At 42.0% G+C, this 22313-nt stretch carries 24 protein-coding genes; 16 read left to right on the plus strand and 8 right to left on the minus strand.

Features of this window, described 5'->3' with window-relative positions; all coding sequences use genetic code 11:
* The first annotated feature begins 3 nt into the window (after window positions 1–3).
* The gene (locus NXZ84_RS00895; protein ID WP_258838423.1) at window positions 4–1551 is read left to right on the plus strand and encodes a rhomboid family intramembrane serine protease; all 1548 of its coding nucleotides are present in this window, start codon (window positions 4–6) and stop codon (window positions 1549–1551) included.
* A 74-nt stretch (window positions 1552–1625) separates the two neighbouring features.
* Here NXZ84_RS00895 and NXZ84_RS00900 read toward each other — a convergent pair whose 3' ends face one another.
* Together NXZ84_RS00900 and NXZ84_RS00905 are read right to left on the minus strand one after the other, a co-directional pair.
* A complete protein-coding gene (locus tag NXZ84_RS00900) occupies window positions 1626–2996 on the minus strand; it encodes a sialidase family protein (RefSeq protein WP_258838424.1) in 1371 nt (456 codons plus the stop codon).
* 142 nt (window positions 2997–3138) lie between these two features.
* Window positions 3139–3504: a hypothetical protein gene (locus NXZ84_RS00905; protein ID WP_258838425.1), complete on the minus strand. Its 366-nt coding sequence runs from the start codon at window positions 3502–3504 to the stop codon at window positions 3139–3141.
* 138 nt (window positions 3505–3642) lie between these two features.
* On the opposite strand from NXZ84_RS00905, the gene glsA reads away from it, so the two are divergent.
* From glsA to NXZ84_RS00920, 3 genes are all read left to right on the plus strand, one after another.
* Window positions 3643–4572: a glutaminase A gene (gene glsA / locus NXZ84_RS00910; protein WP_258838426.1), complete on the plus strand. Its 930-nt coding sequence runs from the start codon at window positions 3643–3645 to the stop codon at window positions 4570–4572.
* A gap of 132 nt (window positions 4573–4704) precedes the next feature.
* A complete protein-coding gene (locus NXZ84_RS00915; RefSeq protein WP_258838427.1) occupies window positions 4705–5010 on the plus strand; it encodes an Fpa/YlaN family protein in 306 nt (101 codons plus the stop codon).
* 275 nt (window positions 5011–5285) lie between these two features.
* Window positions 5286–6065 (plus strand): sulfotransferase domain-containing protein, encoded by a 780-nt coding sequence (locus NXZ84_RS00920; protein ID WP_258838428.1) that lies wholly within the window; start codon window positions 5286–5288, stop codon window positions 6063–6065.
* 9 nt (window positions 6066–6074) lie between these two features.
* Here NXZ84_RS00920 and cax read toward each other — a convergent pair whose 3' ends face one another.
* A complete protein-coding gene (cax, locus tag NXZ84_RS00925) occupies window positions 6075–7133 on the minus strand; it encodes a calcium/proton exchanger (protein ID WP_258838429.1) in 1059 nt (352 codons plus the stop codon).
* 192 nt (window positions 7134–7325) lie between these two features.
* On the opposite strand from cax, the gene NXZ84_RS00930 reads away from it, so the two are divergent.
* Both NXZ84_RS00930 and NXZ84_RS00935 read left to right on the plus strand, forming a co-directional pair.
* A complete protein-coding gene (locus tag NXZ84_RS00930) occupies window positions 7326–8141 on the plus strand; it encodes an NYN domain-containing protein (protein WP_258838430.1) in 816 nt (271 codons plus the stop codon).
* 144 nt (window positions 8142–8285) lie between these two features.
* Window positions 8286–8657 carry an Asp23/Gls24 family envelope stress response protein gene (locus tag NXZ84_RS00935; RefSeq protein ID WP_258838431.1) on the plus strand — a complete coding sequence of 124 codons (372 nt, stop codon included), beginning with the start codon at window positions 8286–8288 and terminating at the stop codon, window positions 8655–8657.
* Between the two features lie 57 nt (window positions 8658–8714).
* Here the strand turns inward: NXZ84_RS00935 and NXZ84_RS00940 are convergent, their stop codons facing one another.
* On the minus strand, window positions 8715–9059 hold the full coding sequence (locus NXZ84_RS00940) for a YugN-like family protein (RefSeq protein ID WP_258838432.1): 345 nt from the start codon (window positions 9057–9059) through the stop codon (window positions 8715–8717).
* 194 nt (window positions 9060–9253) lie between these two features.
* On the opposite strand from NXZ84_RS00940, the gene NXZ84_RS00945 reads away from it, so the two are divergent.
* Window positions 9254–10456, plus strand: coding sequence for a M20 metallopeptidase family protein (locus NXZ84_RS00945; protein WP_258838433.1), 1203 nt, complete (start codon window positions 9254–9256; stop codon window positions 10454–10456).
* Window positions 10457–10464: 8 nt separating this feature from the next.
* Here NXZ84_RS00945 and spoVAE read toward each other — a convergent pair whose 3' ends face one another.
* From spoVAE to spoVAC, 3 genes are read right to left on the minus strand one after another with little or no spacing between them, the layout of a single operon-like run.
* On the minus strand, window positions 10465–10815 hold the full coding sequence (gene spoVAE, locus NXZ84_RS00950) for a stage V sporulation protein AE (RefSeq protein ID WP_258840297.1): 351 nt from the start codon (window positions 10813–10815) through the stop codon (window positions 10465–10467).
* Window positions 10815–11831: a stage V sporulation protein AD gene (gene spoVAD, locus NXZ84_RS00955; RefSeq protein ID WP_258838434.1), complete on the minus strand. Its 1017-nt coding sequence runs from the start codon at window positions 11829–11831 to the stop codon at window positions 10815–10817. The genes spoVAE and spoVAD overlap by 1 nt, the downstream gene beginning before the upstream one ends.
* The gene (spoVAC, locus tag NXZ84_RS00960) at window positions 11828–12310 is read right to left on the minus strand and encodes a stage V sporulation protein AC (RefSeq protein ID WP_258840298.1); all 483 of its coding nucleotides are present in this window, start codon (window positions 12308–12310) and stop codon (window positions 11828–11830) included. The genes spoVAD and spoVAC overlap by 4 nt, the downstream gene beginning before the upstream one ends.
* A 126-nt stretch (window positions 12311–12436) precedes the next feature.
* Between spoVAC and NXZ84_RS00965 the strand changes: the two genes are divergently transcribed.
* The 3 genes from NXZ84_RS00965 (at window position 12437) to NXZ84_RS00975 (ending at window position 14759) form a co-directional block, all read left to right on the plus strand.
* Complete coding sequence (locus NXZ84_RS00965; RefSeq protein WP_258838435.1) at window positions 12437–12877, plus strand: hypothetical protein; 441 nt, start codon at window positions 12437–12439, stop codon at window positions 12875–12877.
* Window positions 12878–13078: 201 nt separating this feature from the next.
* Window positions 13079–13849, plus strand: a complete 771-nt coding sequence (locus NXZ84_RS00970) for a sulfotransferase domain-containing protein (RefSeq protein ID WP_258838436.1) — start codon at window positions 13079–13081, stop codon at window positions 13847–13849.
* Between the two features lie 145 nt (window positions 13850–13994).
* Window positions 13995–14759: a sulfotransferase domain-containing protein gene (locus tag NXZ84_RS00975; RefSeq protein ID WP_258838437.1), complete on the plus strand. Its 765-nt coding sequence runs from the start codon at window positions 13995–13997 to the stop codon at window positions 14757–14759.
* 320 nt (window positions 14760–15079) lie between these two features.
* Here NXZ84_RS00975 and NXZ84_RS00980 read toward each other — a convergent pair whose 3' ends face one another.
* Window positions 15080–16099, minus strand: a complete 1020-nt coding sequence (locus NXZ84_RS00980; RefSeq protein WP_258838438.1) for a glycosyltransferase family 4 protein — start codon at window positions 16097–16099, stop codon at window positions 15080–15082.
* 173 nt (window positions 16100–16272) lie between these two features.
* Between NXZ84_RS00980 and NXZ84_RS00985 the strand changes: the two genes are divergently transcribed.
* The 6 genes from NXZ84_RS00985 to NXZ84_RS01010 are packed head-to-tail and all read left to right on the plus strand — an operon-like array spanning window position 16273 to window position 22213.
* Window positions 16273–17271 (plus strand): SDR family NAD(P)-dependent oxidoreductase, encoded by a 999-nt coding sequence (locus tag NXZ84_RS00985; RefSeq protein ID WP_258838439.1) that lies wholly within the window; start codon window positions 16273–16275, stop codon window positions 17269–17271.
* Window positions 17272–17285: 14 nt separating this feature from the next.
* The gene (locus NXZ84_RS00990; RefSeq protein WP_258838440.1) at window positions 17286–18080 is read left to right on the plus strand and encodes a sugar phosphate nucleotidyltransferase; all 795 of its coding nucleotides are present in this window, start codon (window positions 17286–17288) and stop codon (window positions 18078–18080) included.
* Window positions 18046–19146: a non-hydrolyzing UDP-N-acetylglucosamine 2-epimerase gene (gene wecB / locus NXZ84_RS00995; protein WP_258838441.1), complete on the plus strand. Its 1101-nt coding sequence runs from the start codon at window positions 18046–18048 to the stop codon at window positions 19144–19146. Before NXZ84_RS00990 ends, wecB begins: the two co-directional genes overlap by 35 nt.
* On the plus strand, window positions 19133–20128 hold the full coding sequence (locus tag NXZ84_RS01000; protein ID WP_258838442.1) for a polysaccharide biosynthesis protein: 996 nt from the start codon (window positions 19133–19135) through the stop codon (window positions 20126–20128). The genes wecB and NXZ84_RS01000 overlap by 14 nt, the downstream gene beginning before the upstream one ends.
* A gap of 41 nt (window positions 20129–20169) precedes the next feature.
* Window positions 20170–21024: a dTDP-4-dehydrorhamnose reductase family protein gene (locus NXZ84_RS01005; RefSeq protein WP_258838443.1), complete on the plus strand. Its 855-nt coding sequence runs from the start codon at window positions 20170–20172 to the stop codon at window positions 21022–21024.
* Window positions 21011–22213 (plus strand): glycosyltransferase family 2 protein, encoded by a 1203-nt coding sequence (locus tag NXZ84_RS01010; protein WP_258838444.1) that lies wholly within the window; start codon window positions 21011–21013, stop codon window positions 22211–22213. The genes NXZ84_RS01005 and NXZ84_RS01010 overlap by 14 nt, the downstream gene beginning before the upstream one ends.
* The last annotated feature ends 100 nt before the right edge of the window (window positions 22214–22313 follow it).

The raw sequence follows: 22313 nt of genomic DNA on the forward strand, positions 1-22313 counted from the left end.
GGTATGAACCGTGATGTGGGACAAGAGTCCTGGCAGATCGTGAACCATTTGATTCGAAAACATCACTTTACTATATTGCAGATGAAAGACGCACGAGCGATTCATCTTATTCGTGAGTTTTCCCATGAAGTTGTATATGCTCGTCTAATCCCTGTAACAAAGGGAGATGATGGCTGGAAGAAAGATTTGAAAATATGTAACCGTTGGTTTAAGCGTGCATCTAAACAAGTGGCTGACAAAAAGATGATAGGGTTAAATATTTATTTTTTTCAAGAAGCCCCAGATCGGAATTTGTGGGAACAAGAAGTAGAAGCGTGTAAGAATGATTTTGTATGTAAATTGATACAGTTGGATCGTGAGGCTACTTGTTTCAGTGTACAATTAGCACAACTTTTTCCCTGTCACCTCCAAGTAAATGATTTGTCAGAGGTGTTATCTGCACCGTGTGAGGATGCGCTTGAAATCAAAGAGCGCATTATGCGTCAGAAAGAAAAACAAGTGAAGGCGAGAAAGGTGCCATTGCCGTATCGACATCCGATAGCGACGTTAACCATCTTTTTTATTAATTTACTTGTTTTCTTGCTCATCTGGTTTACGGGTACGAAGGGAGAGGGGGAGACGCTAATCCAGTGGGGAGCAAAATATAACCCACTGGTGATAGATGGTCAGTGGTGGCGAATAATAAGTATGAACTTTTTGCACCTGGATTGGCTTCATATTATCACCAACTCGATTGCCCTCCTCTTTTTGGGTATATTGACAGAACGTCTCCTCGGTACGAAACGATTTGCACTCATATATCTTTTTGCAGGTATCGGTGGAGGAATAGCTAGTTTTGCATTTACCCCAACATTATCAGCTGGGTCATCAGGAGCGATATTTGGTCTGTTTGGTGCACTATTATTTCTTGTTCGCCATCAACATCGCCGTTATCGGCGGGTACTCGGCCTAAGTGTCGTGGTTGTTTTTAGTTTGTTCCTGGTGGCGGGCTTTTTTGAGCGAGGGGTGGACAATGCAGGTCATATTGGAGGACTCCTTAGTGGCTATGTGTGCGCCTTTCTCCTTGGCAAGCCTTCCTATAGGAATCAGTTTCAGTGGAAGACAGCCGGTGCCCTCGTCCTGCTAGCAGGGATGATGGTTGTTGCTTTCATTGGTTATGGTGAAGGAAAAGAAAGTGAAACGTATCTTATTTACCAAGGAGAGCAATTTTTAGATGAAGGGGAGTACGGTGAGGCAGAGGTTCTCTTTCGAAACTTGATTGCCCGGGGAACGGAACAATCACTACCCTATTACTATTTAGGTACAATTCATCTGCAAAAAAATAATGAAAGCCAAGCCAAGTTTTTATTTATGCGAGCGGTGCAATTAGATCCCCCTCTTCCAGAAGCTTATTTTCACTTAGCGCAAATCTATATCGACGAAGGGGATCAGGAACAAGCGGTCGCGATGCTTCAACAAGCCATCCAGTTGGCACCCCAAGATAAAAAGCTCCAAGAGATGCTTAACATGATGGAGCGGCGTAAGGTATGGCAGGTTGGACTGTTGTCATAAAGGCTAAGAAAAACGCTCTTTCCAGTGTGGGAAGGGCGTCTTTTTTTGATGTATAGGTGATGAAAAAGTGGCCCTTACTTTCGTCCTCGCTTGCGCCTTTGTTTCTTTTTCCAGCTCTCCTTTCTTTTTGTTGATTCTTTTCGTATATTTACAAAGATATCTTGACTATTTTCTGGAATGGACATCCATGTGGCGATGCTACCTTGGTTAAAGTCAATATCGATGTAGTCACCGATGAATTCACTAGGATTGCCAAAGAAGGTATCGGCATTAGGATCAAAGGATTGAAGACTTACCCTTTCGTTGCGGAAGGTGAGGCCTCCATCTTTGGAGATGGCTTTGAAGACATCGATTAACTGGGTTGATATGCGGTTGGTGTAGTAGACGATCTTCACGTTGCCCGTACTGGGGGAGGTGACAACGGCGGGGAAAAAATTTTGTGTGTCATTGTTACTATTATCTACTCTACTCGGCTCGGACCACGTTGCCCCGTTATCATCTGAGAAGGATAACAGGATATGAGCATTTCCTTCCACTCTGCTATCCATCCAAACCGCGTATATGCGCCCTCTATTGTTCTGTTGGGATTGATCGACTGCAAGGTATGAAAATGTGGTGGCACGAAAACCCCAGGTGGTGACAGGTAAGGGGCTCGGTACAGGTGTAATCGTGGAGACGATTCGCGGCTGGCCAAACGTTTGTCCCCCATCAGCAGAGACCGCTAACTGAAAGGATGGCTCCCCTGAATATTGAGTCCAACCTACATATACTTCTCCTCTGAGTCCGATAGCGATACTGGATCCGGTTAAGATTCCAGCTTGTTCTAATACAATTGGGTCAGACCATGTCTTTCCATCATCGGAATGTTGTAGCAGGATTGATGTATTATTTTCCTGATTATTTATTTCGGTATAGCTAATGTAGGCACGTCCGATGAAGGGACTCGTAGGGACGCGATCGATAGTAAGGTAAGGCTTATCGAATGCGTTTAAAAAAACGCCCCGATTGATGATATTAACAGGCGAGAAGGTGCGCCCTTTGTCTGTAGAAAGATAAGTGATGACAGAAGCTTGCGCGCCAATGGGTGTGAAAGCGATTCCACTGACGATTACTTTGTTGTTATCATAGTCGACATATCCATCTCCACTTGCAATCAGATCACTTGGAGGAATTAATAAACGATTGCTCCATGTGTTCCCTCCATCAGTGGAACGATATAATCCAATTACAGAGAACCCGAGTCCAGTGCGATAATCATTTGCAGTGGCTAAGACGATATTTTTGCTCAGCTTTGCGATCGAGGGTTCATTTTGGGGAAAGCGCGAAGGGGTAACTTGAATACTCTTATATTTGGCTTGATTCTTTTTTTCTCGTACTGCGTGTCGCTTATAAGGGCGACGTGTGCGAGGGGGTAAGAGCTTTTTCACCCTGTGGGATGCTTTCATACATATCATCCTTTCTCTTTTACATGTATGAAAGTGAACATAGAATGGTTTGTACTTTTGCTGGAATGGGTTATAAGATGATAGAGGGGGAAAATAAAAAAGCGAATCCTAAAAAAGGACTCGCTTTTTTATTTTGTACCTGTTAGATAAATTGCATCTTTGTAACGGCGTCGATAGGTTGTGCTGCATATGTTCCTGACATTAGATACAAGATTGCAGGTCCATGAGGGCGAATCGGTTTCCCGTCTCGAGTAAAGCAGAGGACCGCACCGTACATTTCATCTAACGTCACAGTGATGGGCTCTCCACTTTCACGATGGCATACTACTTGAGAGCAATCGGGGGAGGGCTCCGCATGGGCAAGGAAGGGTTGCAAAGCCATTCCTTCCCCTTTTTCGTCAGGGATCCAATCGCTCAATGGTCGTTTGCGTTCATCAAAAATCCACACACTTGGATCAAGTGTGAGGGGGTATGTTACTTTTCCACAGAGTAAGATTACATCATGCATAGCGAAAAACTCCTATTAAGTAGAATAGATGCGATAGAAGAGCCCTAGCGGCGCGTAATGACATCTTCCCTCATTATACATGAATCCACTTTGGCGCAAAATAAAGAAGCTTTATTGTAGGAGAAGGAGGAATAGAACATGGAAGAGATGGAGCGATATTTACACCGATTGATCACACGACATCGATCAGCGACGAAAGAGGGAAAACCAGCTCAATATATTCCGGAACTAGCAAGGCAAAATCCGGATGCTTTAGCAATAACAGCTGTTACTACCGAGGGAAGGACGTATGGAGCAGGTGAATGCCCAGGTTATTTTACCTTGCAAAGTATTGCCAAGGTGATTACCTTGATCGTCGCTTTGATGGATCGCGGTGAAGAAGCGATTTTTCATCAAGTGGGGATGGAGCCTACAGGGGATCCATTTGATTCGCTCTATAAGATGGAATTGACGGCAGGAGAAAAGTTGCGTAAGCCTTTAAATCCGATGATTAATGCGGGCGCAATGGTGGTTTGTTCATTAGTGCGAGGAAATACTTTGGATGAGCGAATTCAGCGTATTATTCATGTGATAAAGGAAATGTCGGGAAACCCCGAGGTTCATATTGACTGGTCCGTGTACGAGTCCGAACGGGAAACAGCGGATCGCAACCGTGCATTAGCATATATTCTGAAGGAATATCATATGATTCAACGTGTGGAAGAGACGCTGGAATTGTATTTTCAACAAAGCTCTATCTCTGTTCGATGTGAGGATTTGGCTCGCATTGGATTGTGCCTCGCACAAAATGGACGTAATGTGGACGGTAAGCAAGTAATTCCGGAATCAGTAGCGCGGATTGTAAAGACGTTTATGGTTACTTGTGGGATGTATGACCAGTCAGGTGAATTTGCTATTCGTGTGGGTATCCCTGCAAAAAGTGGGGTATCGGGCTCAATTGTGGCGGCCATTCCTTTTCGGATGGGGATAGGCATTATTGGTCCAGCGCTTAATGAACGGGGTAACAGTGTGGCTGGATTGCGGATCTTACGCGACCTCTCAATGGAATGGAATCTAAGTATCTTTTAACCAGTCCACGCTCCTCTTTTGCAAATAGGGGGTAATCGTGTTAAACTTAAAAGCAAATGCTCGTACATAGGGCAAAAAAGCTAACAGTAGGTTTTTGACCAACAGAGAGAGCTGTTGGATGGGGGGATTTGAATGTCAACTCCTATACAAGCGGATGCTAATGCGAATGCCTTGCATTTGCTTTATGAAGATGCACAAAAGATTGAACAATTGATCGCAGTTCAATTGGACAATTTAACATTACCAAAATGTCCTTTGTATGAGGAAGTATTGGATACACAAATGTTTGGATTATCTCGGGAGATTGACTTCGCTGTTCGGGCGGGGTTAATTACGAGGGAACAAGGACGAGAGATTATGAATGATCTCGAAAAGAAGCTGGCTCAGCTCTTTTCTTTGATGTTTCCGAAAGACCAAGAAGCTAATATAAATGGTTAGATACAGACTCCGACTCCCGCTTTGGAGTCTTTTTTGTCGTTGGATGGCCCTGAAAAAGATGAACAGATATAAGTTTTGAAATGGGGTTGTTTTGGTGTAGCCTTCTGCATGGTAGGAGAATATCCTATTAAGAGCAGAAGGCAATTTCATGCCAGCAACTTTTTAATGAATTTTTTAATTATTCGAGCTTATATTAACTAATTAAATTCAGCTATATGTAGGATAAAAACGGCATTTCATTATGTGGGATCATCGTTTTACGAGGAGGGTGAGGTATGGGTGTCATACATGGAAATCGATCACTACCAAAAATCGTCGTGTTATCAGTTCCGAAAAGTGGGACGAACTTACTTACACAGATTATAAGAGGCATTCCTCAGATGCGCTATCGCAATGAACCAGTCGATAGTGTAGCTGATCTACGGTTATTGTCAGCAGGGGAGATAGGTTGGAGCCATGCTGCATATAGTCGTTCATACCATCGAGCGTTACGAAGACACAAGATTAAAACGGTGTTTATCAGTCGGGATCCGCGTGATGTAGCCGTCTCATTTACCTACTTTATATTAAATAAGCATCATGAACATCGCCTTTATCCTTACCTACGGCAATTGCCGTCATTTAATCATCAATTACTTGCCGTTATTAAGGGAGTGAACTTCACCTCCATTGGCCAACAAAAACGGTTTGGAATTAGATCACACCCAAATATCATTGCTCAAATCACAAATCGATATCGGTGGCGATTATGTCCGTATGTTTGTAACATAACGTATGAAGACTTGATGCGAAATAAACGAACAAGATCACAAGCGTTACATCGGATTACAAATTATCTATGGCCAGATATACAAAATCTTGGTATTCAATCGATGGATGACATGGTTTTGAGAATGGCCGATCATATCGATCCAAACACCTCTTACACTTTTCGTTCAGGGAGAATCGGTGAATGGAGGCAAAAATTTAATCGTAAACACAGACAAGCGTTTAAACAAATCGACAAACAAAACCTGCTTATAAAGTTAGGGTACGAACAAGATCATCGTTGGTGATGACGTATCTTAGAGTACGAAAAATGCTGTGCCGATAATCATGTACACAATGAGCAATAAGACGCCTTCGAACCAGTTGGTGGAGCCGTCACGTGAGATTGACTTGGCGATAAATGCAGCGACAGCAATGGCGATCACCTCATATTGTGTAAATACTAAGTTCATCGGTTCACCCATGAAGAGACTGACAAAAACGAGTACGGGCGCAACAAAGAGTGCTACTTGTAAACTACTTCCGATGGCGATCTCTACGGCAGCCCCCATGCGATTTTTCATCGCTAGGAAAATAGCAGCGCTATGCTCAGCGGCATTACCGATAATAGCAATTAAAAAAGCACCGATAAAGAGCTCAGACCATCCGAGTGCTTCTGCAACGCCCTCTATACTTCCGACTAACCACTCACTTTGGAGAGCAACAAAGACAGTAGAGAGTACGAGTAAAAAGATGGAGAAGCGCTTTGACCATGGTATGGTTTCCGTCTGTTCTGGATTAGCGACTCCGTCGATGGCATCACCTAATTCTTCGCGATGTGTCACCATGGAAAAGAGGAGCCATAAGAAATAACAGAGGATCAGTAACCCAGAAATAATAAAGCTGAGGAATTGTATCTCTTCATGGGCTAGACCAGATAGGAACGCCGCTGGGATGAAGAGAGCTATGACAGACATCAGCATTAAAGATGCATTATGTCCTGCTAGCATGGGATTAAAGCGTTGAATTTTAAACTTGAGCCCACCAAAGAAGATGCTAAGTCCCAGTACGAGGAGCAGATTACCAATAATTGAGCCAGTGATACTTGCTTTCACCATATCGAACAGCCCTTCTTTTACCAAGAAGATGGCAATAATTAGCTCGGCAGCATTGCCAAAGGTGGCATTGAGGAAGCCACCTAATCGTTCACCAGAGTGGTGAGCGACGGATTCAGTTGCCTTTCCCATTAAGGCTGCCCACCCGAGAAGAGCGAGGCTAGACATGATAAATTGAAGAGATTCTGCAACTGCAAAGAAATGAAAAGCGGCACTAACCGCTGTAAGTATAATCAAAATAGGATAAAACAACTTTTTCATCAAAATCATTCACTCCTTACCACTTATTATACTTCCGTTTCTGGCAATAATATTAGACAACGGATTAATAACAGATGTCAACGGCAAAAGGGGGCGCGAAGGCAGTGAAAAAGAGGATTCTCACCTATTGTTGTAGAATGGAAGATACACTGACATTTCAGACACAAATTTAAAAACAAGGAGGATAGAAGAATGGAATCTTATAAGCATATCGCGGTGTTTATCGATTTAGAGAATATATATTATGGTCTCAAGAAATATCATATGGATCCCGATCACCCTGAAAATCAACATAATTTGTTCTTACGATTGCAGGATTATTATGGTAAAGAATCAGTCCGTATGATTGAGGCTTACGCAGACTTTGAGCAATTAGACATATCGATGATGAGTTTGCAACGCAAGCGTGTTCATGTTCATCAAGTGTACGGTAATGGTCGTGGGGGAGAAGAACGAAAGAATGCCTCCGATATACAACTTTGCCTAGATGCGATGGAGGTTTTATTTAAAATTCCAGAGGTGTCTACCTTCGTTATTGTAAGTGCGGATCAAGACATGGTTCCTTTACTGGATCGATTGTGGTCTGCAGGAAAGAGAGTAGAGCTATTTTGTCTCTATGATGAGAGTTTATCCAAGTCAGCTCAACTACCTGAATTCTGTGATGAAGCACATAACCTGTTCGAATTCTTAAATATTCCTCAATTCCAGAACCTCTCACAACTGGATCGCCTAGTACAAAATGCGGTGATTCAGATTTATGAATGGTACCAGGATCCTAACAATTCGGGGAAAAGCTATGGGAGTACATGGATCAAAAAAGATTTTATGCGTAAATTTCATCTATCAGAGACGGAAGCAAACCAGTTATTTGCTAAACTGCTACGAGGTAGGTATTTAGAACCGTATGAAATCGAAGTAGATCAAAATATTTATTATGGCTATAAAGTCAACTTGGATCACCCTCAAGTTAGATTAGTTGTTAAAATCGCTGGATATAAGGTAGGATGAGACACGTAATTTTGTCTAGGAAGAGATCTTTGTTAGAGGGTGTAGTTGTACTTCATTTTGATGTAGAATAGAGACAAGAAAGCATGATTAGGATACTAAAGAACCCATATATATGAGATGGATGCTTGAGGAGGTTCGAGGAGGATGGCAGAACAGCATGGGGCAATCCGCATTGCAGATGACGTGGTCGCTGTAATTGCAAGCTTAGCCGCCGAACAAACCAAGGGCGTTTCCAATATGTCCGGAGGATTGACAGAAGGATGGACGAAGCGTGTGAGCGGAAAAAACGTGACACGCGGTGTAACAGTGGAAGTCGGTGAAGTGGAAGCGGCCATTGACTTGCGAGTGATTGTTGATTATGGAGTTAAGATTCATGAGGTAGCTCGTCTTTTACAAGCCAATGTGCAAGAAGCGGTGGAGACGATGACGGGGCTACATGTCGTGGAGATTAACGTAAAAGTAGAAGGTATTGGCTTTAGTGAAGAGAAGGTAGAAGATATTGAACGGGTGAAGTAATAACAGATGCAGGCGCCAGATGGAGGAGGCCGCCTGCATTTGTTATACCTTGAGGTGTTAAGCTAATACTTCTTTCACTTTGCTAACGGCTTCTTCTACGGTTTGTTGCATTTTCTCGGGGATTTCAGCCTCAGGATCCATCCCATGAGGGAAGAAATGGCGCACAAAGAGTGGATTGTGAAGCTTAACCGTGCTGTTCTTCTTTTCTAGGACACCGTCTACAACATCAGCACGGATCCGAAGGTAGTAGTCTACTTTTGTTTCATCATCAGGAAGCTTGAGGTCATAGTATGCTTTGCTGTAGTCCCAGGACCAGCGTGCAAACCCTAAGCTTTTCATGGAGTGTTCTAGTTCTCCAAAGGATTTTTTTATGCCTTTAATACCTGCATCGTCGATGATCATAATGGGTTCCTCCTTCAATGACGCTTCTGTTCCATCCTATTTATCATAGTATGTTCTGGAGCTTCGTGCAATAATGCATGCAGCAAGGTTTAACAAATGGACACGAAAAAGAGATCAGTTATAGTTTAAACTAAATAATTCTGATCATTTTAAATAGAATTATACAAATTATAAGGGAGAGAGGGCGATTAGAGATGAGCACGATTCAAGAGCGAGTAGCCCATTATTATCCGCAGATGGTTGCTTGGCGGAGGGAGTTTCATCAATTTCCGGAGCGTTCCTTTTATGAGATACGGACTGCGCAAAGAGTAGCTGAAGAGTTAAGTGCATTGGGGTTGCAAGTGCGAACCCAGGTAGGAGGAAGAGGGGTTATTGCTAGTGTGCAAGGGAAAGAAGATGGTCCTACGATTGCACTACGAGCCGATATGGATGCCCTCCCTATTCGAGAAGGGACGGAGGTATCGTATCGCTCGCAGGTGGATGGTTTGATGCACGCTTGTGGGCATGATGGACATATGGCAATCATGTTAGCAACCGCTTCTATCCTTACAGAGATGAAAGAGGAGTTGAGTGGTCGTGTCATCTTCCTCTTTCAACATGCAGAAGAGTTGATTCCTGGCGGAGCCAAGCAAATGATTGAAGATGGTGCTTTGGAAGGAGTAGATGAGGTATATGGTCTACACTTGTGGACTCCTCTACCTACAGGACGAATAGGTTACCGAACGGGGGCGATGATGGCAGCTGCAGACTCATTTCAAATTGATATTAAGGGGAAGGGTGGACACGGAGGTTTACCGCATGAATGTGTGGATGCGATTGCGATCGCTTCCCATCTGGTTGTTAATTTACAATCCATAATATCAAGGCAAGTGGATCCTCTTCAATCTGGAGTCATATCAGTGGGACAGATTGCGGGGGGAGGTGCCTTTAATGTGATAGCGGAATCATGTCGTCTATCGGGTACGGTGCGCACATTTGATGAGAAGTTACGGCGTTGGATCCATCAACGTATCGAACAAGTGGTAAAAAAGACTTGTCAGATGTATGGGGCTGAAGGGAAGCTGGAATATGAATGGGGCTACCCTGCAGTCATCAATCACGACGAAGCTGTCGTACGTATGGCTCGTGTAGGAACACAATTATTTGGTGAAGAAGCGGTTGAACAAATGATGCCTGTAATGGCAGCAGAAGATTTTTCTTATTACCTGCAAGAACGAAAAGGAGCATTCGTTCTTGTCGGTGCGGGTAACAAAGAGATAGCGTGTCATTATCCTCATCATCACCCTTGTTTTAACTTTGATGAAGAGGCGATGAAAGTGGGAGCAGCATTATTGGTACAGACCGCTCTTTCAGCTATGCAGGAATCCCCAATGAAGAAGGCAGTGCGAGAAGGGTAACAGGTGCGCTATCCTTTGGAACGAAAGAGGAGAGCGGCAATAAAACCAAAAATGATAGCGGAAGAGATGCCGCCACTTGTAATTTGGAAGATCCCAGTTACCACGCCGATCAATCCAGATTGGGCGGCTTCAGTCATCGCCCCATGAACGAGAGCGTTACCAAAGCTGGTAATAGGTACGGTGGCACCTGCACCAGCAAAGTTAATTAAGGGTTCGTATAAGCCTAATCCATCTAAAATGGCCCCGATAACAACTAAGGTACTAACCGTATGGGCAGGAGTTAGGCGAAGACCGTCCATCATCAGTTGACCGATGACACAAATGAGTCCGCCTACAATAAATGCCCATAAGTAAATCATCATGATGTCTTGCCTCCTCTTTTTTCAATACTGACAGCATGCGCTACGCACGGAATGCTCTCTTTTTGTTGGTAACTGATGGGAGAAAGAAGTGCTCCGGTTGCAATGATAAGCACTTTGTGAAGTGCACCTTTTCGTAACTGTCGTAAGATATGGCCGTATGTAACACAGGCTGAACTAGCACAGCCGCTTGCTCCAGAGAATACGGGTTGATCTTTGCTGTATATCATCAGCCCACAATCTCCAAACCGTCCTTTGGGAAAGACAAGCCCTTTTTTTTCTAATAGATCGGTAGCTGTTCGATGACCTACTTTGCCTAAATCTCCGGTTAGAACGAGGTCATAAGCATCAGGTGTTAGTGATAAATCGTGGAAGTGTGCTTCGATTGTGTCCACTGCAGCAGGGGCCATCGCAGCACCCATATTAAAGGGATCCTGGATTCCCATATCGATGATTTTACCAATAGTGGCAGTGGTTACACATATATCATGCTTCTTATCTGTCACGATGACTGCTCCAGAACCGGTCACTGTCCATTGGGCAGTGGGCGGTTTTTGCGATCCGTATTCGGTGGGGTAACGATATTGTTTTTCTGCGGTGGCATTATGACTGGAGGTGGCTGCCATCACAGTGTTAGCAAAGCCAGCATCCACAATGAGTGAGGCCAACGCTAGACCTTCCATGGAAGTGGAACATGCACCGAAAATCCCGAGATAAGGGGTGGCAAGTGTACGTGCGGCAAAGCTACTGCTAATGATTTGATTCATCAAATCACCAGCGAGAAAGAACTGGACTTCTTCTTTTGATAGCTCTGCTTTTGCTAAAGCGCGGTCACATGCTTGTTCTACCATCTTCTTCTCTGCTTTTTCATAGCTATCCTCACCTAACCATAGATCATCGTTCAAAATATCGAAATCATCAGCGAGGGGGCCTTGCGCTTCAAAAGGGCCTCCTACGACTGCTGAAGAAGCTATCGAGGGTTTATTGTTAAAGATCCATGTTCTCCCAGTTATCATGCCATTCCCCCCAAACCTTGTAATAATATCTTTATAATAGCGATAATAAAGGCCGCAAAGACACCAAACACTATGACAGAACCGGCCAACTTAAACATATTGCCTCCTACTCCTAAGACGAGTCCTTCTGAGCGGTGTTCGATCGCTGCTGAAGCGACAGAGTTTGCAAAACCCGTTACAGGAATGGCACTGCCTGCACCTGCCCATTGTCCTAGATGATCGTATACTCCCAACCCAGTAAAGAGAGCAGATAAGAATATAAGTGTGGCGACAGTTGGATCTCCCACAGTAGCTTCATTGAAATCAAAAAAGGCCATGTAGAATGCGGATATACCTTGTCCAATCAGACAGATAGTTCCACCTACAAAAAAGGCTTTTAGACAATTGATAAAGATGGGGCGTTTAGGTTCTCGTTGACTGACAAATTCTTTATACTTTTGTTGTTCAGGGGTAAGTTTGCTCTTCTTTTTATTAGACAACTTTTTCACCTCTTGGGGTTGTACGGATAACAGATATGATCGTCACTTCTCTCTATAGATTTTGTTTTGTCACCGCATTTTTATACCTAGGGACGAACATCATATGGGGAAAGGGGGGATTACAAGATGAGGTGGTTGATGTTATGTAGTGTCGTTGGTTTCTTTTTATTAGGGGGGTGTGGGAAGGAAGCGTCACCGTCAGAGAATCTTAATCATGCTCAACCTATATCGTATCAACAACAACAGGAGTATCAAGCGGGGATAGAGGCGAAGCGCATCGCGGAGAAGCATCGACGGGTACAAAAAGCAGTCTCGATCGCACTAAAGGACCAGTTGACCGTAGGGATAAAGGTGACCAATTTTGACCGACTCTACCTGAGTCAAACTCGTGCCGAGGTGATAGGGTCACTTCAGAAAAAATTTCCTGATAAAAAAGTAAAAGTAACGACGGATAGTAAATTGTTTGGAGTGCTTGAAAACCTAGAGAAAATGCGTGCTAAAGGAGCAATTCGCGCTGAAGATGTGGAGAAGCGGCTGGAAAAGGTAAATCTGGATATGAAAAGATAGGAGACGAGAGGGAAGCTCGGAGGAAAAGCTCTGGGCTTTACTTTTTAGCATGGGCTTAGACTCTACCTTTAAAAAGTGAGCGGTTAGCTGTTTTAAACCAGTGGAGTCTGAAGCAATTTGATTTGTGTGTTTGTTGTCTTTTGTTTTGAAACACAAACAATTTCATACCGTATTTAATAAAATATAGAGAGAGGGTGATAAATGGAGATGAGAAATACTCAGTTACCAAAAGTGTTAGTGCTATCACTTCCGAAAAGTGGAACCAATTTATTGATACAGTTACTGCGTGGAATTCCCAGTCTAACGTATCGTGGTGGAAGAGATGTCTTTACATTGCAACAGTTAGAATTGATCAAACCAGGAGATATATGTTGGGCGCATAATCGTTATAGTGTGGCTTTTCATCGTAAGTTATTAGATTCTAATATTAAGGTTGTCTATATTAGTCGCGACCTTCGTGACGTAGCGGTTTCTTTTACTCATTTCCTAGAAAAAGTCCATACCAAGCCAGCATTTGCTCAATATTTAAGTTTGATTCCTACTCACGAAGAACGATTACTCACCGTGATTAAGGGAGTGCGTCCTGCCAAAGTTCTCGCAGAGAAGACGGGCTTAACAAAACAACCTAATTTGATCGACCAGTCGATACCTTCGTATCGTTGGAGAGAACAGAAGGGAATATGTGCGGTTACATTTGAAGAATTAATGAAGAGTGAGAGGAAAAGAAACCGTACAGTCAAGAAAATTGCCTCGTATCTCTTTCCTGAGCTGATAATGAATCCCGTAAGGCGGAAAAATCGAGTACATCAAATGATTAGAAATATTGATCCTCAGAAATCACAAACTTTTCGTTCAGGTAATATTGGTGACTGGAAGAAGGAGTTTCATGCTGTTCATAAGGATACTTTTAAGAAATTAGGAGGAGGAGCTTTACTTGTTCAACATGGGTATGAGAAGGATAATAGATGGTAGTAGTGAAGGATACTTTCTATATATTTTTAAAAATATGTTATAGCATACTCCGGAGCAGGCTCCGGTTTTTTTATGCTCTATTTCTATGTAACAAAAATATGATAATTTCATATAATATTAATAGGATGAAAAGGAGGTGTGAGTTGTGAGAAATATCCAGTTACCGAAAGTATTGATACTATCGTTACCGAAAAGTGGAACCAATCTATTGATGCAAGTGATTCAAGGCATTCCTACACTTACTTATCGCAATGGGAATGATTCTTTAACTTTAAATCAATTATATTCTATGAAACCAGGAGATATTTGGTCTGGGCATAATGATTATACAAAGGCTTTTCATCGTAAGTTAATAGAATGTAATGTGAAAGTGATCTACATTAGCCGCGATCCGCGGGATGTAGCCGTTTCGTATACACATTTCCTTGAAAAAATACACACGACTCCTCCGCTAGCAAAATATTTAAGGTTATTACCTACGCATCAAGAGCGATTACTCACTGTTATTAGAGGGGTACGTCCAGCTCCAGAGATGGTTAAAGAGTCAGGTTTAACTCTAAGGAGAAATATTATTGAAGTATCTAAGCCATCATACCTGTGGATAGAGCAACCAGGGATATGTGCAGTTACATTTGAAGAGATGATGGAAAGTAAAGAGAGGCAGTATAAAACGGTAGAGAGGATTGCCGTGCATCTCTTTCCTGAACTGAGAGATAATCATTTACTTCGGAAAAATTTAGTGAGGCAAATGATTAACAATATAAATCCTAAGAAATCATGGAGCTTTCGCTCAGGCAGAATAGGTGATTGGAAAAGTGAATTTAAACCCGTTCATAAGAGTGCTTTTAAACAGATAGGTGGTGGTAATCTTCTAATGAAATTAGGCTATGAGAAGGACTTGTACTGGTGATCAACCTACAGGAGACGAGGAGTATCTACGGTCAACTATTTCTCCCCTAAAATTGGTTTCCCGTAGTGGCTTTATGAAACGGTAATGGGCATGGGTAAAAACCTCTATTAGTGTACAAATAGTCTCTAGAAAGATGGGTCGCCGCTCGGTTGTATAATATTAGAAAATACCTTATCTGAACGGAAAGGCTTGCAAGGTATTTTCTAATATTATTTATAGGAACTTCTCTGCTGGGGGTTCCGAGCAGCGGTGGCTAACCGATCTTACTTACGTTTCTTTGTATAATGGACAGATGAACTATAACTCCTCTGAAAGATCATTTAGGTATCTTTTCTGTTATATATGGATTCCAGCATGCCTACCATGTTGTTTTCGAATATAGGCTGGGTGAGGGTATTAGCAGTTTGTAATCCTTCTGTGATGAATGTACGCATAAGAGCAGGACGTTCCAGCATAAATTTTATTCCCATAGCAATTGCACGTGGGTTTTTACCTTCAGCAACATAAGCATTCTTCAGATGATGACAGAAGTCTAGTATTCCTCCTGAATTTGTTGTGATAACAGGAGTACCACACGACATTGCTTCCAAAGGAGGAATAGAAAAACCTTCAAACCATGATGTTGAGACAAAAAGGTCTGCATTTCTATATAGACGCACCATTCCCGCTACCCCTTTAGGTTTGAAAGTCTGATATGAAATACCTTTTGGGAGAGAGAGGAGACCTTCTGTACATATCATGTTTACATGGAACGGGTGAGGATAAATCTTTTTTAGTATTTTTAGTGCCTTTACGAAGTCATCGAAACCCTTTAATGCATAGCCTGCTTTGGGATCACGTGCAATGTAGAGAATTGTGCGTGATCCAATCTTGCGGGTTTTTTTATATGGATGAGCAGGGTAAAATTGCTTTCGATCTACACCTAGATTGACGGTGTATACTGGATCTTTACTTATGTTTTTGATTTTTCTGGCTAGCCAATGAGAAATGCTGATGATAGGAATACCTTGTTGATAAGTCCACCTCGCAAGTTCTTTATTCGATACCCATAGTGGTTCGAACCCAAGACTCCAGCGCACACATTGCTGTGGCCATGCTGCGTATGCTGGAATGAAAGTGGTATAAAAGTTGGGCAGGACAATATCACCAAACGGAATATATTCCTTATCCAAGGCAGGCACTTTATACAGTTCGCAATGAATGGGGTAATCAATGGGGGCTTTTTTAGGTATGACAATAATCGTTTCATGCCCCTTAGATTGGAGTGCATTGGCTAATTCAACGAGAACCTTACAACCACCTCCAGTGTGCAAGGCTGCGACAGGGATGACAACTCTCACGGCTAACTCCCCCTTTTCATGTTTTAAAATATTCTTTACATGGGGTAGTGTTGCTGACTTTTACCTAGGATGAAGAAGATTAGTCGTACTCCTATTTTGTTGGCACGATAGGTGATTTGCCGATTCCAAAGGATAGACAGGGGAATATGCTGTTACCAATCTCGAGAAGTGTGGTGAAAAAGGTGGATCTGAAGAACAAAAATGTGCTAGTAACAGGAGCGGGCGGTTTTGTGGGGAGCCATTTGGTAGAGAGTCTGTTAGCCGAAAAAGCAAATGTTCGAGCTTTTGTACGTTACAATTCAGCTAATTCCCACGGATTTCTCGATACTATTGTGAAAGAGGAAGAGAAGAGGTTACAAATTTATAGTGGTGATCTCAAGGACGCTCTGGCAGTACGGCGAGCAATGGAGGGGATAGAGCTGGTGTTTCATTTAGGAGCACTTATTGCGATTCCCTATTCATATAAAAATCCACAAGATGTGATGGAAACGAATATAATCGGTACACTTAATGTGGCAAATGCCGCATTGGATGGTGAAGTAAAACGATTGGTGCATACCTCAACCAGCGAAACGTATGGTACAGCACGCTATGTTCCAATGGATGAAACACACCCTTTGCAAGGACAGTCCCCTTATTCGGCAAGTAAAATTTCCGCCGATAAAATTATTGAAAGCTATAATTGCTCCTATGATTTACCTGCTGTGACGATTCGTCCTTTTAACGCATATGGACCGCGACAATCCATGCGAGCAGTGATTCCTACTATTATTCAACAAGCATTGCGGTCAAAGGAGATTGTGTTGGGAAATTTACATGCTACTCGAGATTTTACATTTGTAGAGGATACAGCACGAGCGTTTATCTGTGCAGCAAAAGCAGATAGAGGTATAGGAGAAGTGATAAATGCGGGGTCCGGATTTGAGGTTTCAATTGGGGAGATTGCTGAAAAAGTATTAAAAGTAATAGGGAAAAAGATACCCATTCGAGTAGCTGAAGATCGTATTCGTCCAGAAAAGAGCGAAGTGGATCGTTTATTCTCCGATAGTCAGAAGGCAGAACGGTTAATTGGTTGGAAGGCAGAGGTTTCCTTTGAAGAGGGATTACGAAAAACGATTACCTGGATGGAAGCAAATCAGCACCTTTATCGTCCTGACGAATACGTGCTTTAGGAGGTGAAGAAATTGTGGATGCTGTGATTATGACTGGAGGAAAAGGAACACGTTTGGCACCTTATACAAAAGTGCTACCAAAAGGATTATTACCTATTGGTGATTATCCCATCCTGGAGATATTAATTCGGCAATTGCGCATGTATGGATTCACAAGAATAACCATGTGCTGTGGATATCTCGCATCTCTGGTGCAAACCTATTTTCAAGATGGAGAGCATTGGGGAGTATCTATTCGTTATCATACAGAACAACGACCGCTCGGGACAGCTGGGCCGTTAAAAGAGCTTATGCATTTAACTTCTCCATTTCTTTTGCTCAATTGTGATGTACTTACCAACCTAGATTTTCGAGCATTTAGAAATCACCACGTGGAACAAGGAAACATATTCACAGTTGCATCACAGGAACAACAAGTTCCTATTCACTTAGGTGTATTGGAAACGAAGGGGAATTTAGTAACAGGATTCAAAGAAAAGCCAAATCAATCTGCACGTGTAAGTATGGGCATTTATATGATGAATCCGGAATTGCTAAGCTATATCCCTGATTGTACCTTTTATGATATTCCCGATTTGATTCAAGATGTGCTGAAAAAGGAAAAACCAGTTCATCAATATCCTTCACAAGCTTTTTGGTTAGATATTGGTAGACCTGAGGATCTTTATGCTGCTAATCGACTTTACCCGAAAATAGAAGATGACCTCTTTTCTAATAAAGAGAAGAAGAGCATGCGTGATGTTAAAGTAGCAGATGTGAAACGGGGGTGTTGCGATGAGGGTGATGACGATTTTAGGAACAAGACCTGAGATTATTCGTTTGAGTCGTATCATTGAGAAGTTGGATCAATTAGCGGATAAGCATATCTTAGTACACACCGGACAAAATTATGATCATCGTTTAAGTGATATATTTTTTAAGGAATTAAACCTTCGTAATCCAGATCATCATATTCAGCTGACATCCCATTCTTTTGGTAATCAAGTGGGACAGATGTTTCAAAAAGTGGAGGCATTATTGGAGCAGGAAAAGCCTGATCGTGTTTTATTGCTCGGGGATACCAATAGTGCTCTATGTACAATTCTTGCTGAACGTATGGGCATTCCCGTCTATCATATGGAAGCAGGAAATCGTTGTTTTGATCCCCTAGTACCGGAAGAATTAAATCGCAAATGTATCGATGCTGCAGCAACATTTAACTTACCCTATACGGAATACAGTAGACAAAATCTGTTGCGTGAAGGATGCCCTTCACAACGGATTTGGGTAACGGGCAACCCTATTTATGAAGTTTTACAATACTATTCACCAGAAATAGAAAAGAGTAAAGTTGCTTGTAAATGGAATTTGCAAATGAGTAAATACATTTTGACTACGGTTCATCGTGCTGAAAACGTAGATACGATGAATCGCCTTCGCAATATTATGCAATCATTAAGTGTGATAGCTAAGCGGCATGATATGCCGATCTTAGTAAGTGTTCATCCTCATACACGTAAGCGACTAGAGCAATACGGATTAAAGATAGATCACCCTAAAATCCATCTATTGGATCCTCTAGGTTTTTTTGATTTTGTTTACCTACAGAAGGGAGCTAGTTGTGTTATTACTGACAGTGGAACGGTACAAGAAGAAAGTTGTATTTTCGGTGTCCCAGCGGTTACGGTTCGCCGAACGACGGAAAGACCAGAGACTGTCATGTGTGGTAGCAATGTGGTTTCTGGGGTAGATGATATAAATCGCATTGTTGACTGCGTTGAACTAATGCTCTCGTCTGATTTGGAGTGGAAATGCCCCGAAGGGTATGAAGATTGTAATGTATCAAATAAAGTGGTGAATATGGTCTTAGGAGGATTTGGTGATGTTCAAAGATAAAGTGATATTGGTCACTGGAGGAACGGGTTCGTGGGGACAGGAGTTAACCCGTCATTTACTCAGAGAAAATCCAAGGGAGATTCGTATTTTTTCACGTAATGAGAGTGCTCAAGTAATGATGAAGCGTACGTTTGATCATTCAAGAATCCAGTTTCGTGTTGGAGACGTTCGCGATTTAGAAGCCGTGATGGAGGCATGCCGTGGTGTAGATGTTGTATTTCATTTAGCGGCTCTGAAGCATGTTCCAGTTTGTGAAATGCAACCCGATGAGGCTTTAAAAACAAATGTGACGGGGACAGAAAATATTATAAAGGCAAGTATATATCATGAAGTAGAGAAGGTTGTAGATGTATCCACGGATAAGGCGGTTGATCCTATTAACTTCTACGGAATGTCTAAAGCATTTGGAGAAAAACTATTGATTCGAGGAAACGACCTGGGCAGTAAAACCCGCTTTGTTTGTATTCGAGGGGGTAATGTGCTGGGTACGAGCGGAAGCGTTGTTCCATTATTTAAACAGTGTATTTTAAGCGGCAAGGATTTACCTATTACTTCGAAGGAAATGACTCGTTTTTTTCTTACCATCCAAGAAGCTATTTCTCTTTTATTGCGCGCCGCTTCAGTATCGGTAGGCGGAGAAACATTTGTGATGAAAATGAAAACCTGCCGCATCATTGATCTTGCACATGTACTGATGAAGAAGCTAGGAGCAAGGTCAGCTACAGCAATTAAGGAAATCGGCATTCGTCCGGGAGAAAAATTGCATGAAGTGTTGGTTTCCAGTAATGAAGCTCCTCGTACGTATCGTTATAGCAAACAATATTTTGTGATACTTCCCTATACTTATTCTTCGCAATTATTAGAGCGTTACTCTTCCCTACCCAAAATCGACTTCAAGCAGTATGATTCCAATGCCAACTTTATGTCACATGAGGAAATTGGAGAATTACTTGTAAAGAGTGGATTGCTGCAGGGAGAGTGATGACAGGTTATGGATGTGATAAAGAGAGGAGATGAAGGCTGATGAGGGTAATGGTGATCGGTGGAACAGGGATGGCTGGTCATATGATTATCGACTACCTGCGAAGCGTTGAGAAGTATGAAGTGTTAGAAGCTACTCGTACTCCAACTGATCGAGATGGCTGTATATATATGGAGATAGGGGACTCGACTCATATTCGGCAGGTGCTACAAGAATATAAGCCTGGCGTAGTGGTTAACGCGACAGGTATTTTAAATCAACGTGCTGCAGATAATCTCACGGAGGCGATACGCGTAAATAGTGTTTTTCCACATCAACTCGCGTTGTGGGGAGAAGAATTTGCTTTTCGACTTGTTCACTTAAGTACAGATTGCGTATTCTCTGGGATGCGGGGACGATATGCAGAGAGAGATCTACCTGATGGAAAGAGTATATATTCCTTGACGAAACAAGTGGGTGAGGTGACTGCTACCCCACATGTGACCATTCGCACTTCTATTATTGGTCCTGAACTAAAAGAAGATGGGATCGGTCTCTTTCACTGGTTGATGAAGCAATCAGGAGACATTAGTGGTTATCAAAAGGTATATTGGAGTGGGGTTACTACATTAGAACTGGCGCGTGCCATTGAATGGATTTTAGAAAGCACGTTATCTGGATTGGTTCATCTCACACAAGAAAAAATAAGTAAACATGACTTGATCACATTGATAAAAGAAACTTTTAATGTGAACCATGTACACATACATCCTACTCAAAGCCCATGTTTGGATCGCAGTCTGATCAATACAAGATCTGATTTTTCTTTCTCGCCTTTACCCTATTCACAAATGATTGCTCACTTGAAAGATTGGATGGATCATTCCTTAAGGAGGTATCCATATGAAACGAAGTGATGTGGGAATAGTGATGCCAGTATATAATCAGGTACCTAAGTATTTACGAATGGCGATAAAGTCCATATTGAAGCAGCAGAGTTATACAAACTTTCGATTGGTTATAGTTTTAGATGGTGCAGATGAACAAACTAAAAATATTGTTTATAATAGAACGAGAGCCGATAAACGTGTTCATATCATTGACAATAAGGTTAATCAAGGGGTTGCTCATAGCTTAAATGTAGGTTTTGATTATTTGTGCCAACTACCTAATATCCAATATTTAACATGGGTATCGAGTGACAATATCTATTACCCGCGGTTCGTGGAACGCCTACGCCAAGGATTGATAAATTCTTCTGTTGATATCGGGCTTGTCTATAGTTATTTTTACTTCATGGATGAAAACGATAAAATCTTACATGACTGTAGCAACGATTCTAAGATGGTTCAATCTTTAGGAAAACATCGACCACTGGATAAAGAGGAGGTATTAGATTTAATTCCTGTGGGTCCTTCCTTTATGTATAGAAAGAGAGATGCTATGCTGGTGGGGAAATATCGCAGAAGGATGTTAGAAGATTATGATTATTGGTTGCGTATGTCAGAAGTTACTGGTATTCGATGTATTCCCATCCCATTGATGGCTTATCGCAGGAACACAGAACACAGTGTATCAAGAAGTATTTCATCTCTGCATGGTCATCGTAGATGGAGAAATGTAAAGCAGTATGTGATAAGAGAAGCACGTGAACGTAGAAATATTTCAACTGAGCTAACCATTATCTATGTAGCAGAGGGGAGACGAAATGTGCTCTCTGAAGTAGAGAATTTATTGGAGGGTATTTATACTAATTTCACTATTTGGATTGTTTCTGATAGACAAGGTGAAGTGAAAGAAAAGCTGAAATTGATTCCGGATCCGCGTATCAAAATACTCCCTTATCGGGGGCCGCATGTCGAACGAGTGTATCAAGAGTTATTGAAAGAAGTAAATACTCCCTTTACCTTAATTTACTCCCAGGGCCTTAAGGTACATGGCTTCGATATCTACTTCTTGATGAAACGTCTAAAAGGAGAGAAAGTTCCACTCATACGATCGATCAAACGAACACAACGCCTAAAAAAACTATTAGATCAAAACCTAACTTTGATTAACTCCTTAAACCATACAAGTAAATTGAGAGAGGACATGTTGAAAAGTTAATGGAGCTTAAAGGATTTTATTATCCGATTAGAAGAGGGACTTTCAAACATGTATTCTGCTCCTATATTATAGGAAATAAATAGTTGTAGAAAGGAGTTGT

The sequence above is a fragment of the Mechercharimyces sp. CAU 1602 genome, from assembly GCF_024753565.1.
Taxonomy (GTDB): domain Bacteria; phylum Bacillota; class Bacilli; order Thermoactinomycetales; family JANTPT01; genus Mechercharimyces.